The following is a 16352-nucleotide window of genomic DNA, read 5'->3' on the forward strand; positions in this document are numbered from 1 at the left end:
CGCGCTTCTGCCAAGCGTTCTTGTCGTGCTCAATGGATCGGTCCCCAACCGGCGCACGCGTTGCCGTGCCAAATCCAACCCGTCGGCGCGGCGGCGGTTCCCGCCGTCCCGAGCAATTCTAGGCCTGCACCCAGCCGTCGGGGCCCGCGGTATAGGCCATGCGCGACGCGCGGTCGAAAGCGGCGCCCTCCGAGAACACCATGCGCGTCACCTCGATCGAGCGGTGGCCGACATCGAGGATGGCGAAGTCGTTGTCCTGCCCGCGCAGACGCGACGACGCCGAGGTGCCGCAGTGAACCTGCAGGGTCTGGCCGTCGCTTTTCCGGGCGACGAACGGCTCGACCAGGAAGGTGTGCAGGTGACCCGACAGGATCACGTGCGCGCCGCATTCCGCCCAGGCGTCGAGCGCCTCGGGCGCGCCGCGCATCAACGACTTGGCGACCTCGGGCCGGTGGTGGAAGGGATGATGCGCCAGGATGATCGGAAGCCTGTCGCCGGCCTCGCGGATCATCGCGCCGACGCGGTCGATCTGGCGTTTATCCACGCGGCCGCGCTGATGGCTCCAGCGGTCGGTGGTGTCGAGGCCGATCACCCGCGCCCCGTCGCCCTCCCAGACCGGCTCGGTCTCGGGACCGATCCAGCGGCGAAACGCCGCCCGGGGTGCCAGCAGGCGCGCGGGCAGGTTGAACAGCGGGATATCGTGGTTGCCCGGCACGGCGATCCACGGCGCGGTCAACTCATCCACGAAGGCGCGCGCCGGGCGGTACTGCGACGCACGCGCGCGCTGGACGAAGTCGCCCGCGACGACGATGAGGTCCGGGCGCGCTCCGGTGATGGCCGCGTGCAGGCGGGACACCAGGCTTGGGCTTTCGTGACCGAAGTGGAGGTCTGCGATCAGGACGAGGCGCATCACTCGGTCCGCGCCGTTTCTTCCGCGCCCTCGGTCGCGCGCTGCGTCGGCACGATCACGCCCAGCGCATCCGGTTTCAGGCGCACGGTGAACGGCCCCTTCATCCGTTCGCGTTCGCCATCGCGCGCCACCAGCTGGCGGGTCCGTTCGGTCCGGATCACGAACTCGCTTCCGGTCATCAGCCTGTAATCCTCGCCCGGGTTCACCCGGCGCGTCAGGATCTTGAAGGCGCGCCACAGCAACTGCAGCCTGCCGCCGTCGGGCGCGAGGTACAGCGCAAGCTGCCCGTCGCGCACAGCGTCCGCTCCCTCCAGCCCATACTCGTCGAGCTGGTAGGGCCGGATCGCGATGAACGCCATCGGAGACCGGACGCGGTGTTCGATGCCGTCCACCGTCACGGTCATCTTCAGCGGCCGGTAGAGCGTCAGCATCGCGACGATGACCGACCAGTAAGCCGCCAGACGGCTGCGGCCCCAGCGAGCATAGATCTTCTCGCGCGCTTCGAGAACCGCCGCGTAGGCGCCCAGGCTGGCATTGTTGATGAAGGTCCGTCCGTTGATCTCGCCCAGGGCGATCCGCCTTTCGGTGCCCGAGCGCAGCACGTCCAGCGCCTCGTCGATATCCTCGGGGATTCCCATGCTGCGGGCGAGGAAGTTGAACGTGCCCATCGGCAGCACGCCCAGCCGGGTGCCGGTTTCCGACAGCACGCCGCTGAAGGCGCTGACCGTGCCGTCGCCGCCGGCGGCGACGATGGTGTCGTATCCTTGTGCCGCCGCCTCGCGGACGGGCTGTTCCAGCCCGGCCTTGGGATCGACGCGGCGCACCTCGAAGCCTTCCATGCCGCCGATCCGACGCTCGAGGTCGTCCGTCTCGTCTCGCGCGCGCTTCCGGCCCGAGGCGCGGTTCAGCATCACCAGCGTGCGGCCGGGGCAGGCGCCCTTTCCGGCCTGGCCGGATGTCGTCCGGCCAGGCGGCCGATCAAGCGGTGCCGGGCCGGACGCCCGAGCGCCTTCGGGAGCGCTCTGGCCGTCTGGAGCGGTTTTTTTTTCGGCATACGTCGGTGGTTGCGTCATCGCCGTCATCCCGTCGCCCGCTCACCCGGCGCGCGGGTCAGAACCAGGGCGGATTGCCAATCGACGTCGATCCTGCCGCGGACCGTCTCGTGCGCGGCCGGATCGCCGCGCGCGGTGTCCAGCCGCAACTGCCAATCGCCTTTCGGCAGGGACACGTCCATGCGGTCCCCGGCATTCAGGATCACCATGATCCGGCGCTCGGGATCCTCGAGTTCCGCGATCAGGATCTCGTCGTTCCAGTCCTCGTCCGCCGCCGGCCGGCCTTCGGGGTGCCACCAGCGCACGGCCGGCCCTTCATCGTGGCCGGCGAAGCGTTCGTGCCCCAGCCCCAGCTCGGTGCGAAGCTGCGTCAGCGCGGCGGTGAAGCGGATCTGTCCGGCGTCGGCGCGCTCCCAATCCAGCCAAGTGATCTCGTTGTCCTGGTTGTAGGCGTTGTTGTTGCCGCCCTGGGTCTGGCCGAATTCGTCCCCCGCCAGCAGCATCGGCACGCCCTGCGACAGGAACAGCGACGTCAGCATCGAACGCAGCCGCCGCTTGCGCGTGGCGATGACCTGCTCGTCGTCGGTCTCGCCCTCAATGCCGCAATTGTCGCTGAGGTTGTTGTCGTGCCCGTCGCGGCCGCCCTCGCCGTTGGCCTCGTTGTGCTTTTCGTTGTAGCTGACCGTGTCCATCAGCGTGAAGCCATCATGCGCGGCCAGGAAGTTGATCGAGCTGGTCGCCGGCCGGTGATCGTGGTCGAACTGCACCGGGCTGCCCAGCAGGCGTTCGGACACGGCGGATTTCATGCCCTCGTCGCGGCGCCAGAAGGCACGCAGGTCGTCGCGGAACTTGTCGTTCCATTCGCGGAAGGGCCACGGGAAGGCGCCGACCTGATAGCCGCCCTCGCCGATGTCCCATGGTTCGGCGATCAGCTTCACGCCGCGCAGCACCGGATCCTGCCGGATCGCCGCGAAGAACGCGCCCTCGCGTTCGAATCCCGTCTCCTCGCGCGCGAGGGTCGAGGCCAGATCGAAGCGGAACCCGTCCACGTGCAGCGCCTCGACCCAGTAGCGCAAGGAATCCAGCACCATGCGCAGCACCATCGGGTTGGACACGTTCAGCGTGTTGCCGGTGCCCGTGACGTCGAAGCCGTGGCGCGGGTCTTCGGGCGACAGCAGGTAATAGCTGGCATTGTCGATGCCACGGAACGACAGCGTCGGGCCCATCTCGTTGCCCTCGGCGGTGTGGTTGTAGACCACGTCGAGGATCACCTCGAGCCCGGCCTTGTGGAAGCGGCGGATCGCTTCCTTGACCTCGCGCAGGTGGCCGCTGGCCAGATAGGGGCGGTGCGGCGCGAAGTAGGACAGCGAATTGTAACCCCAGTAGTTGGTCAGCCCTTGGTCCGCCAGGTGGCGGTCCTTGACGAAGCCGTGGATCGGCAGCAGTTCGACCGTGGTGACGCCGAGGCTCTTGAGGTGCTCGATCACCGACGGGTGTCCCAGCCCCTCGAAGGTGCCGCGCGCGGTTTCGGGCACGTCGGGGTGGCGCATGGTCAGGCCGCGCACGTGGGCCTCGTAGATCACCGTGTCGACCCAGGGGTTCCGCAGGGCGCGATCCTCGTCCCAGTCGAAATTCGGATCCACGACCACGGCCTTTGGCATGAAGGGCGCGCTGTCGCGCTCGTCCATGTCCAGGTCGCTGCCGCCCACCGGATAGCCGAACAGCGCGTCGTCCCAGACGAGATCGCCGACCACCTCCATCGCGTAGGGGTCCAGCAGAAGCTTGTTGGGGTTGAAGCGGTGGCCTTCCTCGGGCGCGAAGGGTCCGTGCACGCGATAGCCGTAGGCCTGTCCCGGTCCGACATCGGGCAGATAGCCGTGCCAGATGCCGCCCTCCATGTCGGGCAGGTCCAGCCGGGCGGTCTCGTGCGTGCCGGTCTCGTCGTAGAGGCACAATTCGACGCGGGTGGCGTGGTGCGACCACAGAGCGAAGTTCGTGCCCTCGCCGTCGTAATCCGCGCCCAGGCGGGTGCTGCGGCGGACGTTGCGGTCGAAGGCGGGTTTTTTCGTGTCGTCTTTCATCAGGCAGGTTCCCCTTGGGCCGCGCGAACGGGTTGGCGCAGCCAGTGATGGGTGAAGGACAGCTTGTCCCGGACCGCGTCGGTCAGGACGAAGGGATAAAGATCGGGAATCTCGAGCGAGCGGTTCACGTGGTTTATCGCCAACGCGAGGCCGGTGGCGGTGGTCACCAGAGCATTCGCGTCCGGCTCGGCGTAGGCGTCAGGGGGCAGCTTGTGTCCGTCCAGCCGCAGACCGGCTGCCGACACGCTGTCGGTGAGGTCCGTGAGGTGCATCAGGTGTGCTGCCGTCTCGGCCCAATCCTCGTGTGGATGGGCCGCGGCATAGGCGGTGATGAAGGTCGAACCGGGATCGCTCGGGCCGTCGGCATAGTGCTGCTGCAACGCTGCGTCATAGTCGCGGCGCTCGTCGCCGAACAAGGCGCGGAACGCGACGGTGAAGGCCGCGTTCCGCGCCAGCAGCGTGAACAGGAAATGCGCGATCTCGTGCCGGAAATGGCCGATCATCGTGCGGTAGCGCTCGGCCAGCGCCTCGCGCCGGGCGATGCGGGTGGGATGCGACGCCTCGGTCACGTTGATCGTGATGACGCCGTCGGCATGGCCCATCGTCACCGTCTCGATGCCCGCGCCGGTGTGCTCGGACAGCAGGCGAAAGTGCGGGCGCGGGCCCGCGGCGCCCGGCGCGAACCACCCCCAGCGCATCAGATTGGCCAAAACCCAGCGCTTTGCGGCCTCGGCCCGCGCCCACAGCACGCGGTTCTCGTCCACGGATGTGTCAGGGTGCACGTCAGTCATCGCGCAGGCATGGCACAGGCCGCCACCCGACGGTCCGGCCCAGTTGCAGCCGATGGTTTCGCGATTGGCGCAGGGCACATCCAGAGCAACCAGCGCGTCACGCGCCGGATCGTACGCAATCTGCTGACCGCACCCGCATTGAATATTATCGAAGTACAGCACGCCTGCGCATGCCGCACATCTGTAGGTTTGCATCGACTTGCCCCTAGTGACCGTCATTGTAAACGCCACACGCCCGGTACTGTTCCACGAGATGCCGTCGCGGCCGATCGCCGGGAATCGTCGCTTTTCAATCGTATCGCGGGAACCGTTGCACTAGCATAGCGTTGGGCAGCCCTGTGCGGGCGCGGCCGGAAGCCCCGGCTGAACGCCGGACGGTCCTGCCGGGCCGCAAGACGGAAGACCTGATGCACGGCCGGGGCCGGCGGAACGGAGCAAGCGCGGACGAGCATGACCGAGAACAGCAAGGAACTGGTCAGACTTGGCTCCGGCCAGACGATCGACAGCGTGCTGGCCTTCATAGGACTTCTGACGCCCGAAGGCCGCCTGCTCGAAGTCAACGATCCCGTGCTCGCGGTGTCCGGCATTCAGCGCTCGGACGTGGTGGGCCAGCTGTTCTGGGACTGCGACTGGTGGACCTATGACCAGACTGTGCGCGAGCAGGTGCGCGATGCGGTGCAGCGTGCGCGCGCCGGGCAGACGGTGCGCTACGACACCGGGGTCCGCGTCGCCGACGGCACCCTGCTGGACATCGATTTCCAGATCGCGCCCTACCGCGACACCAACGGCGACCTTATCGCCCTGATCCCGTCCGCAGTCGACATCAGCGGCCGACGTGCGGTCGAACGGGCGCTGCGCGCCTCGTCCCAGGCGCTGCACGACGTGGTCCGCCACGCGCCCTTCGGCGTGATCCTGGTCGGCGGCGATTTCCGCATAGAATTGGTAAGCGCCGGCGCCGAGAAGGCGCTGGCGGGCGAAATGCCGATCATCGGTCGTGATCTCGGCGCGGTGATGCGGCAGGCCTGGGCCGAACCCTTCGCAAGCGAGGTGGTGGATATCTACCGCCGGGTGCTGGAAACAGGCGAGCCATACGCCACCCCCGGCATGGCCGAGCGCCGCACCGGGGGCACCTTCGAAGCCTATGACTGGCGCGTCGAGCGGATCACCACCGCCGACGGGCGCCCGGGCCTGGTGTGCTACTTCTACGACCTGTCCGAGCGCGACCGGATCGAGGCCGCGCTGATCCGGTCCGAGACGATGTTCCGCGCCACCTTCGAGAACGCCGCCATAGGCATGGCACACGTGGCGCGCGATGGCTCGTGGCTTCGGGTGAACTCGAAGCTGTGCGAGATCGCCGGCTATTCCAAGGCCGAGCTCGAGCGCGGGCGCTTTCAGGACATCACCGCGCCGGAAGACCTGGACGGCGACCTGGAGTGCATGCAGGAGATCCTGGACGGCCGACGCGATGAATACGCGATGGAGAAGCGCTATGTCCGCGGCGACGGAACGCAGGTCTGGATCAACCTGACCGTGGGCTGCGTGCGCGACAACGCCGGCGAGGTCGAGTACCTGATCGCCTGCGTCGAGGACATCTCGGCGCAGAAGAAGGCAGACGCCCATCGCCAGATCCTGGTGGAGGAGCTGAACCACCGGGTGAAGAACATCCTCAGCACGGTGCTGTCGGTGTCGTCGCAGACGATCCGGGCGTCGCGCGACCTGGAGGATTTCCGATCGCGCTTCGGCGGGCGGCTGCAGGCCATTTCGCGCACGCATGACAGCATCTTCGACAGCGATGGCGGCATCGCGCAGCTGCACGACCTGATCGAGGGCCAGTTCGAAACCTACGTCTCAGAGGTCGGCCGACGGATCAGGGCCTCGGGGCCGCCGGTGGCGCTGAACGCGGCACAGGCCAACGCGGTGGGACTGTTGGTCCACGAATTGCTGACCAACGCCATGAAATACGGCGCGCTGGCCAGCGAGGACGGGCACATCGACATCACCTGGCGCACCCGTTCCGGCGAACGCAGCGCGACCGAGGTCGACCTGGTCTGGGTCGAATCCGGGGCGCGGGACGTCACTGAGCCCACGCATACCGGGTTCGGAACCAAACTCATCGAGACGACGGTCGTCAGGACGCTCGGCGGCACGCTCGAGCGAGACTACCGCCGCGACGGGCTTCGGTGCAGCATGACGCTGCAGATCAGCCGGCATGACGAAACGGACGAAAGCGCGCACCGCCTAGGGTGAGGCCTTCTCCGCGGGTGCGTCGAGCGTGGCGGGCAGCCTGCGGCGCTCCGGGTGCAACCGAACCTGTGCCCTGCGCGTTTGCACGCCAGGCAGGGCGTCGCGACGGAAGACGTCGGGCGCCGCAGAAGGCGCCACGATCCGCGCCCCCACAGGAGACGCCATGGCATCGCGTGCAGTCTGGAAAGGTCAGATCCGTCTTTCGCTGGTCTCGATCCCGGTCGAGATCCACAGCGCCACCAGCAGCGGCGCGCGCGTCAGCTTTCGCCAGATCCACGGCCCTTCGGGCCAGCGGGTGCGCTACGAAAAGACCGTGCCGGGCGTCGGCGCGGTCGAAAGTTCGGACATCAAGAAGGGGTACGAGGTCGGCGACGACGAGTACCTGCTGCTGGAGCCCGACGAGATCGACGCCATCAAGCTGGAGACCAAGAAGACGCTGGAGCTCGTACAGTTCGTCGGCGCCTGCGAGATCCCGCCGCTTTATTTCGACAAGCCCTATTACGTGGTGCCCACCGACGACCTGGCCGAGGACGCCTATCGCGTGGTCCGCGACGCGCTGCGCCAGACCGAGATGACGGGCCTGGGCCAGCTGACCATGCGCGGCAAGGAATACCTGTGCGCCATCCGCCCCTGCGGCGACGGGCTGCTGCTGGAGACGCTGCACTACGCGGACGAGATCAAGGACGCCGATCCGCTGTTCACGGGGATCGAGGACGACCCGGCCGACGAAGAATTGCTGTCGGTCGCGACCGAGTTGATCAACCGCAAGACCAAGCCCTTCGAGGCCGCGGCCTTCGAGGACCGGTACGACATCGCACTGCGCGAATTGCTGGACGCCAAGCGCAAGAACCGCAAGACGCCACGTGCCCGCGCCGGGGCCGAGACCTCCGGCGGCACCCGCGGCGGCGACAACGTGGTCGACCTGATGGCGGCGCTGAAGGACAGCCTGAAGGCGGATTCCGGCGCCAAGGGCGGCTCGCGCGCATCGACGGCGAAGAAGCCGGCGGCATCGAAATCCACCGGGTCGAAGCCTGCCGCGTCCAAGTCCACCGCCTCCAAGACGACGGCCACCAAGTCGCCCGCGAAGGCGACGGCTGGCGCCGAGAAGAAATCCACGAGCGCGAAGTCCACCCCGGCCAAGGGCCGGAAGACCGCCTGACATGACGCGGCTCGAGGCCTATCACGGCAAGCGCGACTTCGAAGTCACGCCCGAGCCGCGCGATGGCGGTCGGGCGGACGGTCTCGCCCCAGTCTACTCGATGCAGAACCACGACGCGACGCGGCTGCACTGGGACCTGCGGCTGGAATACGACGGAGTGCTGCTCAGTTGGGCCATCACGCGCGGCCCCTCACTCGACCCGGCCGACAAGCGGCTGGCGGTCCAGACCGAGGATCACCCGATGAGCTATCTCGACTTCGAGGGCACGATCCCCAAGGGCAATTACGGCGCGGGCACGGTGATGCTGTGGGATGTCGGTCACTGGCAGCCGCTGTCGGACGTCGCCAAGGGGCTGAAGAAAGGCCACCTGTCGTTCGTGCTGCACGGGCTGCGGATGACCGGACGGTGGGACATGATCCGCCTCAAGCCCGAAGGCAAGCGCGTCAACTGGCTGCTGGTCAAGCACGAGGACGCCGCCGCCCACGGCCCCGATCCGGTCAAGCGCTACACCACCAGCGTCGCCACCCGCCGCACGATGGATGCCATTGCCGAAGACGCGCCCACGGCGCCGCCGCCCCCGCGCAAGACCGCCCTGCCCCGCTGGCGCCAGCCTCAGCTTGCCACGCTGACGGACCGTCTTGGCGATCCCGAGCAGCGCTGGCACGAACTGAAGTTCGACGGCTATCGCGCGCTGGTCGCCGTCGGCAAGGGTGGTGCCCGCATCTACACGCGCAACGGCCACGACTGGACCGACAGGTTCCTGCCGCTGGTTCCCGCGTTCGAGGAGTTGCCCTGCGACGCAGCACTGATCGACGGCGAGATCACCGTGGGCGCGGGCCTTTATGGCTTCGGCCGCCTGCAGAAGGCGATCAAGCTGGGTGGGCCGTTCCACTTTCACGCCTTCGACCTGCTGAAGCGCGACGGCGAAGACCTGACGGGCCTGCCGCTGACCAACCGCCGCGCGGCTCTTGAGGAGTTGTTCACCGACACGCCCCCGCTGGGGCTGCTTCAATTGTCGCCGGTCCTGCGCGGCGACGCCTCGGACGCTTTCGACCGGGTCTGCCACACCGGCGGCGAGGGGCTGATCTCGAAGCGGATGGACGCTCCCTATCGCGGCGGACGCTCGACCGCCTGGGAAAAGATCAAGTGCATCAAGCGCGACGAGTTCGTGGTGATCGGCTGGCAGGACTCGGACAAGAAGGGCCGGCCCTTCGCCTCGCTCGCGCTGGGGATCGAGGAAGCTGGCGAGATGGTCTATGCCGGCAAGATCGGCACCGGCTGGGATGCCGACACGATGGACGAGATCGCCGCCCGGCTGAAGCCGCTGGCGCGCAAGACCGCGCCCGCCCCGGTGCCCGCCGCCGAAGCGCGCGGCATGAACTGGGTCACGCCGCGGCTGGTCGTCGAAGTGCGCTACGCCGAAGTGACGGAGGACGGCCGCCTGCGCCATCCCAGCTTCGAAGGCCTGCGCGAGGACAAGCCGGCCGACCAGGTTCGCCGCGATCCGCCCACGGCTGCGCTGGAGACGGCGGCGGAAACCAAGCCGAAGGCGCGCGGCTCCGCCCCCGCCAAGCCCCAGCGCAGCACGAAGGCAGCGGCAGTTGCGGACGCGGGAGACAAGCGCGCGACGACGGCCGCGAACGGGCGGGTGACGATCGCCGGCATCTCGCTCAGCTCGCCCGACCGGCGGGTCTTTCCGCAGGCCCGCCACACCAAGCGCGACGTGGCCGAGTACTACGCCCGCGCAGCCGACCGCATGCTGCGCTTCGCCGGCGACCGACCGCTGTCGCTGGTCCGCCTGCCTGAGGGGCTGGAGGGCGAACGGTTCTTCCAGAAGCACGCCGGCAAGGGCTTTCCCGACGCGATCCGCACCGTCGAGATCGCCGAGAAGTCGGGCGCAGCCGAATACATGACGGTGCGCGACGCCGCGGGCCTCGTGGGCGCGGTGCAGATGGGCACGATCGAGTTCCACATCTGGGGCGCGCGGAACGATCGGGTCGAACGCCCCGACCGCATGGTCTTCGACCTGGACCCGGATGAAGGGCTGGGCTTCGACGCCGTGAAAGCCGGCGCGTTCGAGATCCGCGACCGCCTGGATGCGCTGGGGCTGCCGAGCTGGCCGTTGCTGACCGGCGGTAAGGGGGTGCATGTAGTCGTGCCGTTGCGGCGCACCGCCGGGTGGGAAACCGTCTCGCTGTTTTCGCGCATGCTGGCCGAGCTTTGCGCGCGCGACGCGCCCGAACGCTACACCGCCACGATGTCCAAGGCGAAGCGCAAGGGCCGCATCTTCATCGACTGGCTTCGCAACCAGCGCGGGGCCACGGCCATCGCGCCGTGGTCGCTGCGGGCACGCGCCGGTGCGCCGGTCGCCGTGCCGGTGACCTGGACCGAGCTGGAAGCCACCGACCGCGCGAACCTCTTCACCCTGGACGACGCGCTGAACCGCGATCCCGAGGCCACCCCTCCTCCGGGTCCCGTGTCCCTGTCGGCAGCGGTTCTGAAACGCCTCGAATCCCGGTTGTGACTCACTTTCCGGTGACGGCCGCCCTTAGGCCCGGTTAACGGTTTTCCGCTACTCCCGATCCCACAGCATTTCAAATGTAGGGCAATTCGCATGGGATTTGAGAAGCGGGCCAACAGGTGGCCAAGCAGCTGGCAGATGATCATCTCGTTCGGCGGCCGCGCAGAATCGGTCGTGGAGGTGCGCAACGTCAGCGCATCGGGAATGAAGTGCGCGGGCCGAGCCGAGGCCAGGCCTGGCGAGCGTGTGCAGTTCGGCATCATGGGCCAGAAGGTGACGGGCTACGTAGTGCGCCAGGGCGCGGACGACTTCGCCATCTCCTTCCTGCGCCCGCTGACGGACGCGCAACTGCACTGCCTGCGCCAATTCCGCAGGCTTCCCGTGTCCGAGAAGCAGTTCTGACGATCGGCCCGGGCCACTATGCGCGGTGCGCCACGGCAGAGGCTGCGGCGCCCCTGCCATGTGACCCGGCAGGGGTGCTCCAGCACCGTCCTGATCACCTGCGCGCCGGATCGGCGTCGTCGCACGATCCTTGCATGCCGCGCGGGACTGTGTGACGTCGCAGCTGACGTGTCGGATTGCCGCCTTCCGGTTTGACACTCCGCGGCGGCGCGACGACCCTCTGCGACAACGACGACCGCAAGGCGCAGAGAGGACGCGTGACAGGCTATTTGACTGCATTGACCGGCGTCGCGCTTATCGCCGCGGCCGCCTACTGCGTCTGGAGCGCGGTGTCTTCGGCGCGCACACCGCAAGGCGCGCTTGCGTGGACGATCTTTCTCGTTGCGGCGCCCTGGGTGGCTGTGCCCGCCTACGTGGTCTTCGGCCAGCACAAGCTGCGCGGGCAACGCCTGTCGCACCGCCACACTCTGGCGCTCACGGAGAACGCGAATCTGCCGGTGCCCGGAACCGCGCCCGCAACGTCGGACCGGATGCGGATCTTCTCGAGGCTCGCGGGCCTGCCGGTCCTGCGCGGCAACAGCGCCGAGCTTCTGATCGACGGCCACGCCACGTTCGATGCGATCTTCCGGGCCATCGACGGCGCGCACGACTACGTGCTGGTGCAGTTCTACACCATCGCCGACGACGGGCTGGGCCAGGACTTCGCCGACAGGCTCATCGCTGCCGCCGCCCGAGGCGTGACGGTGCGGCTACTGTGCGACCGGGTCGGCAGCCACAATCTGCCCCGCGCCTACTGGCGCCGACTCGTCGACGCCGGCGTTCACTTCCCAGACCCGCGCACGACCCTGCACCGGGCCTCGCGCAGCCGCGTCAACTTCCGCAACCATCGCAAGACGGTGATCGTCGACGGGCAATGGGCAACCTTGGGCGGGCACAACGTGACCGACCTGTATCTGGGTCTCGATCCGGGGATGGGGCATTGGCGCGATACCCACATCGCTCTAAAGGGACCCGTCGTGTCGCAGATCCAGCTCGGCTTTGTGCAGGACTGGCACTGGCAGACGGGCGAGATGCTGGAACGGCTGGACTGGAGCCCGGATGTGATCGCCGAAGGCGTGGATGCGGTCACCGTGCTGATGGGGCCGACGGACGACTTCGACACCGGGGCGCTGTTCTTCTTTTCGGCGATCATGCGGGCGCGGCACAGGGTCTGGATCGCGACACCCTACGTGGTGCCGGATTTCGACACGCTGTCGGCCCTGAAATGCGCGGCGCTTGACGGCTGCGACGTGCGCCTGCTGGTGCCCGCGCGCATCGACCACTACCTGCCCTGGCTGGCCGCCTTCGCGTTCTACGACGAACTGCGCCAGGCGGGCGTTCGGATCTACCGCTATTGCGACGGGTTCCAGCACCAGAAAGTGGTTCTGATCGACGACGACCTGGCCTCGATCGGGACCGCGAATCTGGACAACCGCTCCTTCCGCCTCAACTTCGAGACCATGGTCATGATCGAGGATACCGAGTTTGCCGCCCGCACCGACGCGATGCTGCGGGAGGACATGAAAGCCACCGACCTTCTGGAGACGCCGCTGAGCCATCAACCGCTGGTGATGCGGATCGGTGCGCGCCTCGCACGGCTGCTGGCGCCGGTGCTGTGATGACGCTGCGGATCGTGAGTTACAACATCCGCAAGGCGGTGGGGCTGGACTGGCGCCGCTCACCCGCGCGGGTGCTGCGCGTGATCGACGGACTCGATCCCGACGTCGCCGTTCTGCAGGAAGCCGACAAGCGGCTGGGCGCGCGGCCAACGGCGCTGCCGCGCGAGATGATCGAGCGCGAGACCGCGCTGCGGCCGGTCGACCTGTCGCTGGGCGCGGGCGGGATCGGCTGGCACGGCAACGCCGTGCTCGTGCGCAAGGACCTGCCCGTCGAGGCGCGGATGCGCCTTGTCCTGCCGGGGCTCGAGCCGCGCGGCGCGGTGCTGGTGCGGGTGGGGGGCATTTGGATCGTCGGGACGCACCTGGGGCTTCTGCGGCGGTGGCGGCAGCTTCAGATGGCGACGATCCTGCGCCATCTCGGGCATGTCGCAAGCCATGCACTGGTGGCGGGCGACTTCAACGAGTGGTCGATGGCGCGCGGCTTCGAGCCGTGGCAGGACGCGCTGCACGTCGTTGCTCCGGGCCCCTCCTTTCACGCATCCCGCCCTACCGCGTTTCTGGACCGGTTTGCCCACGGATCGGCGGTGCAGATCCTCGATCACGGGGTCGCCCGCGGCGGGCTGGCGGGCATGGCATCCGATCACCTGCCGATCTGGGCCGAGGTCCAGCAGGCGCGTTGAGCGCGGGGCGGCGACGTTCGCGAGGCACCTGCTTCAGCCGCGGCGCGCCACTTGGGTCGCACCGCCACAGAACGTGTCGATGACCTCCTCGAGAGATTGCGGCTTTCCGTAGAAGTAGCCTTGCGCCTCGACGCATCCCTCGCCCAGCAGGATGTCGGCATGCGCCCGCGTCTCTACGCCTTCGCAGAGCAGGCACAGGTCCATGTTGCGACACAGGTTGTTGACCGAACGCAGGATTGCCATTGCGTGCGCGTCCGTATCGAGGTTCTGCACGAAGCTCTTGTCCAGCTTGAGCTTTCGCAGCGGCAGTCGCGACAGGTAGGCAAGCGACGAATAACCCGTTCCGAAATCGTCCAGCGCCCACGAAACGCCGAGCATCTCGATGTCGCGCATGGACTCGATGATGCAATCCGAAGGCGACATCAGTGCCGTCTCGGTCAACTCGAGCCACAGGCGCGCCGGCGGGATAGCGCTTTCCGACAGCGCCGATTGCACGTCGTCCAGAATACCGTGGTCCAGCATCTGCAGCGCCGAGACGTTCGCCGCTACGGTCACGTCCGCCGGCAGAAGCCTTGCGTCCAGCGCCGCCCTGTGCAGCACCCAGCGCCCGATCTGGCGGATGAAGCCGTTGGATTCCGCAACCGCGATGAACTCGTCGGGAAATATCCGGCCGAGCGTCGGACTGGTCCAGCGCAGCAGCGCCTCTACCCCGATCAGCCGGCCGTCGCGCATGTCGACCTGCGGCTGGTAAACGAGGCTGAGTTCCTCCTCGTCGATCGCGGTCCACATGGCGCGCTCGATGTCCCGCGCGCGGGTCTTCCTGCGGGTCTTGTCGGGGTCGTGCCGCGCGATGCGCGATCCGCCGAATTGCCGTGCTTCGTCCAGCGCGTCCTCGGCCTGGTCCAGCACCGCCTGCGCGGAAAGTTCCGTCCCCTCGCCCGTGTCGAAATAGCCGACGCGGGCCCCGACCAAGGCGCGCGCATCCGAGAGTTCGTAAGGCCTGGTGACGGATTCGTGGATCTGCTCGGCCAGGTCGGCAGGCGAAGCGTCGCCCAAGGCGCAGGTGGCGAATAGGGCGAAGGAATCGCCGTCCAGGCGCACTACCGGCGACAGGCGTTCGACGTCGTGAAGCAACCGTCGGACCACCTCGGCCAGCAGAAGGTCGCCGACGTCCCGGCCCAGCGTCGTATTGATCGTCTTGAACCGATGCAGGTTGAACGCGAAGACGGCGATCCGGCCGTGGTCCAGCAGATGCTGATGCACCAGCCGCAAGAAGGCCTGTCGTCGCAGCGCGCCGGTTCGCTCGTCATGCGCCGACAGGTAAGCCAGCTTTTCCTCTTGCTTTCGCAGATGCGTGATGTCGCGGGCGGCGATGGTGGCGATGTACTCCTGTTTTGCGGGGGTTCTCAGCCCGTCGGACAATGCCTCGAGCACGGACGGCGTGACGGTGAACTGAAGAATGCGATCTCCCAGCCGGGTCTCGGCAAGCGGCTGCGCGCGCCATGCGCCGGAGCGGTAGCACCGGATCGCATCGCGCGCCGCGTCGGCAAAGGCGACGGGCAGCGCCGCCTCGCCGCGGCCGATCCCCATCTCCATCGCGCTTTTGCTGGCGGTGCGGACATGCAGCACCTCGTCGAGGATGATGATCGTGTCCGAACTGTCGTTGAACACCTGCTCGAGCAGCCGCCGGGTGTTTTCGATCTCGACGCGTGCACCGCGAATGACCCAACGACTGATATCGATGGTCTGGCCCAACCGCCACGCTCCGTAAAGCAGAATGCCGGGATAGAAGGGCGCGGTCGACCACTGTACCGAACTCCGCTGGAACAGCACGAGAGCACCCAACTCGACCGCGATCAGAAAGAAAGCGGCCTTCGCGATGAACGTCCAGGCGCTGAAGTTTTCATCCCGCCGTTGCAGCAGGACGATGAGAGCGCACAACAGGGCGATGGTGGACAACCCGCCCCGCCGGGTCGGAACGACTTCCTGCATGAGGGTCTCGGCCGCGAGGGCGTGAATGACGGGCCCCGGGACGATGCCGTGGACGGGCACTGCGAAGTTGTCCCGCAGTTCGACCGCATGCGCCCCGACAATCACAGACTTTCCGGCGAATGCGTCTGGCGCAACGTCGCCGCGCAGCACGTTGATTGCGGAATGGCTCGGAACGGTGTCGGGGCGTAGCGCGTAGTTGACGGCAAAGGCCTCGCCGCGGGGTCCGAATGCCCCGGACAGGTACGATGCGGCCGACGCCATATCCTCGCCCGCCACTTCGGCGCTGTAGTAGTAGTGCCGAACCAGTCCATCGCCATCGGCGGGCACGTTGACCAGGACAGGCCAACTCAGGTCCAGAAACGGGGCGTGGGGCATGTTCGCGCCCAGCGTCTCCGGCCCGGGTCCGCCGATCGTCGCGGGCTGTGCGAAGACCGGAAGATACGTGGCGCCTCCGGCGCGCTCCAGCGCGTCGATGAAGCCGAGATCGCCCTGTGGGTCGCCCGCGAAGGCAAAGTCGACGTCGAAAAAGACGTCGCGGGCTCCGGCTTCCGTAAAGCGGTCCAGCAGGGCGCCGTGCACATTGCGAGGCCAGGGCCACTGGCCCACGGCCTTCAGGCTCTTTTCGTCGATCGCGACGTAGACGACCTGGCCGCTGACAGGTTGCGCGCTCAGGCCCATGCGCAGGTCACCGATCGCCACATCGAGCGGTGCGAGCAGGTCGAAGAACATGGCGATCCCGACGACAAGGCCGGTCACGACAGCAGGAGTGGCGTCGGTCAACCGGCTCAGGTTTCCGCTGCCTGAAAGCATCTTCGCCATCCTGAAAAAGGTGGTGGTGCGTCGAGGGCCGGGCCAATTTCAC

11 protein-coding genes are annotated in these 16352 nt (G+C 67.7%); 6 read left to right on the forward strand and 5 right to left on the reverse strand.

The window, feature by feature from the left end:
* Nucleotides 1-118: 118 nt before the first annotated feature.
* From BLW27_RS05585 to BLW27_RS05600, 4 genes are all read right to left on the reverse strand, one after another.
* Nucleotides 119-910 (reverse strand): metallophosphoesterase family protein, encoded by a 792-nt coding sequence (locus BLW27_RS05585; RefSeq protein WP_089880487.1) that lies wholly within the window; start codon nt 908-910, stop codon nt 119-121.
* Nucleotides 910-1821 (reverse strand): diacylglycerol/lipid kinase family protein, encoded by a 912-nt coding sequence (locus BLW27_RS05590; protein WP_177177829.1) that lies wholly within the window; start codon nt 1819-1821, stop codon nt 910-912. Before BLW27_RS05590 ends, BLW27_RS05585 begins: the two co-directional genes overlap by 1 nt.
* Before the next feature lie 167 nt (nt 1822-1988).
* The gene (gene glgX, locus BLW27_RS05595; protein ID WP_089880492.1) at nt 1989-4043 is read right to left on the reverse strand and encodes a glycogen debranching protein GlgX; all 2055 of its coding nucleotides are present in this window, start codon (nt 4041-4043) and stop codon (nt 1989-1991) included.
* On the reverse strand, nt 4043-5029 hold the full coding sequence (locus tag BLW27_RS05600) for a zinc-binding metallopeptidase family protein (RefSeq protein ID WP_089880495.1): 987 nt from the start codon (nt 5027-5029) through the stop codon (nt 4043-4045). The genes glgX and BLW27_RS05600 overlap by 1 nt, the downstream gene beginning before the upstream one ends.
* Before the next feature lie 255 nt (nt 5030-5284).
* Between BLW27_RS05600 and BLW27_RS05605 the strand changes: the two genes are divergently transcribed.
* The 6 genes from BLW27_RS05605 (at nt 5285) to BLW27_RS05630 (ending at nt 13498) form a co-directional block, all read left to right on the forward strand.
* Nucleotides 5285-7081, forward strand: a complete 1797-nt coding sequence (locus tag BLW27_RS05605; protein ID WP_089880497.1) for a sensor histidine kinase — start codon at nt 5285-5287, stop codon at nt 7079-7081.
* Between the two features lie 160 nt (nt 7082-7241).
* Nucleotides 7242-8237 (forward strand): non-homologous end joining protein Ku, encoded by a 996-nt coding sequence (gene ku, locus BLW27_RS05610; protein WP_089880500.1) that lies wholly within the window; start codon nt 7242-7244, stop codon nt 8235-8237.
* A gap of 1 nt (nt 8238) precedes the next feature.
* A complete protein-coding gene (gene ligD, locus BLW27_RS05615; RefSeq protein ID WP_089880503.1) occupies nt 8239-10761 on the forward strand; it encodes a DNA ligase D in 2523 nt (840 codons plus the stop codon).
* A gap of 135 nt (nt 10762-10896) precedes the next feature.
* Complete coding sequence (locus BLW27_RS05620; protein WP_089880506.1) at nt 10897-11160, forward strand: hypothetical protein; 264 nt, start codon at nt 10897-10899, stop codon at nt 11158-11160.
* Nucleotides 11161-11417: 257 nt separating this feature from the next.
* Complete coding sequence (gene cls / locus BLW27_RS05625; protein WP_245710785.1) at nt 11418-12818, forward strand: cardiolipin synthase; 1401 nt, start codon at nt 11418-11420, stop codon at nt 12816-12818.
* Nucleotides 12818-13498: an endonuclease/exonuclease/phosphatase family protein gene (locus BLW27_RS05630; RefSeq protein ID WP_089880511.1), complete on the forward strand. Its 681-nt coding sequence runs from the start codon at nt 12818-12820 to the stop codon at nt 13496-13498. Before cls ends, BLW27_RS05630 begins: the two co-directional genes overlap by 1 nt.
* Nucleotides 13499-13531: 33 nt before the next feature.
* On the opposite strand, the gene BLW27_RS05635 is transcribed toward BLW27_RS05630, so the two are convergent.
* On the reverse strand, nt 13532-16300 hold the full coding sequence (locus BLW27_RS05635) for an EAL domain-containing protein (protein WP_177177830.1): 2769 nt from the start codon (nt 16298-16300) through the stop codon (nt 13532-13534).
* Nucleotides 16301-16352 lie beyond the last annotated feature (52 nt).

Source organism: Citreimonas salinaria (assembly GCF_900107235.1).
Taxonomy (GTDB): Bacteria; Pseudomonadota; Alphaproteobacteria; order Rhodobacterales; family Rhodobacteraceae; genus Citreimonas; species Citreimonas salinaria.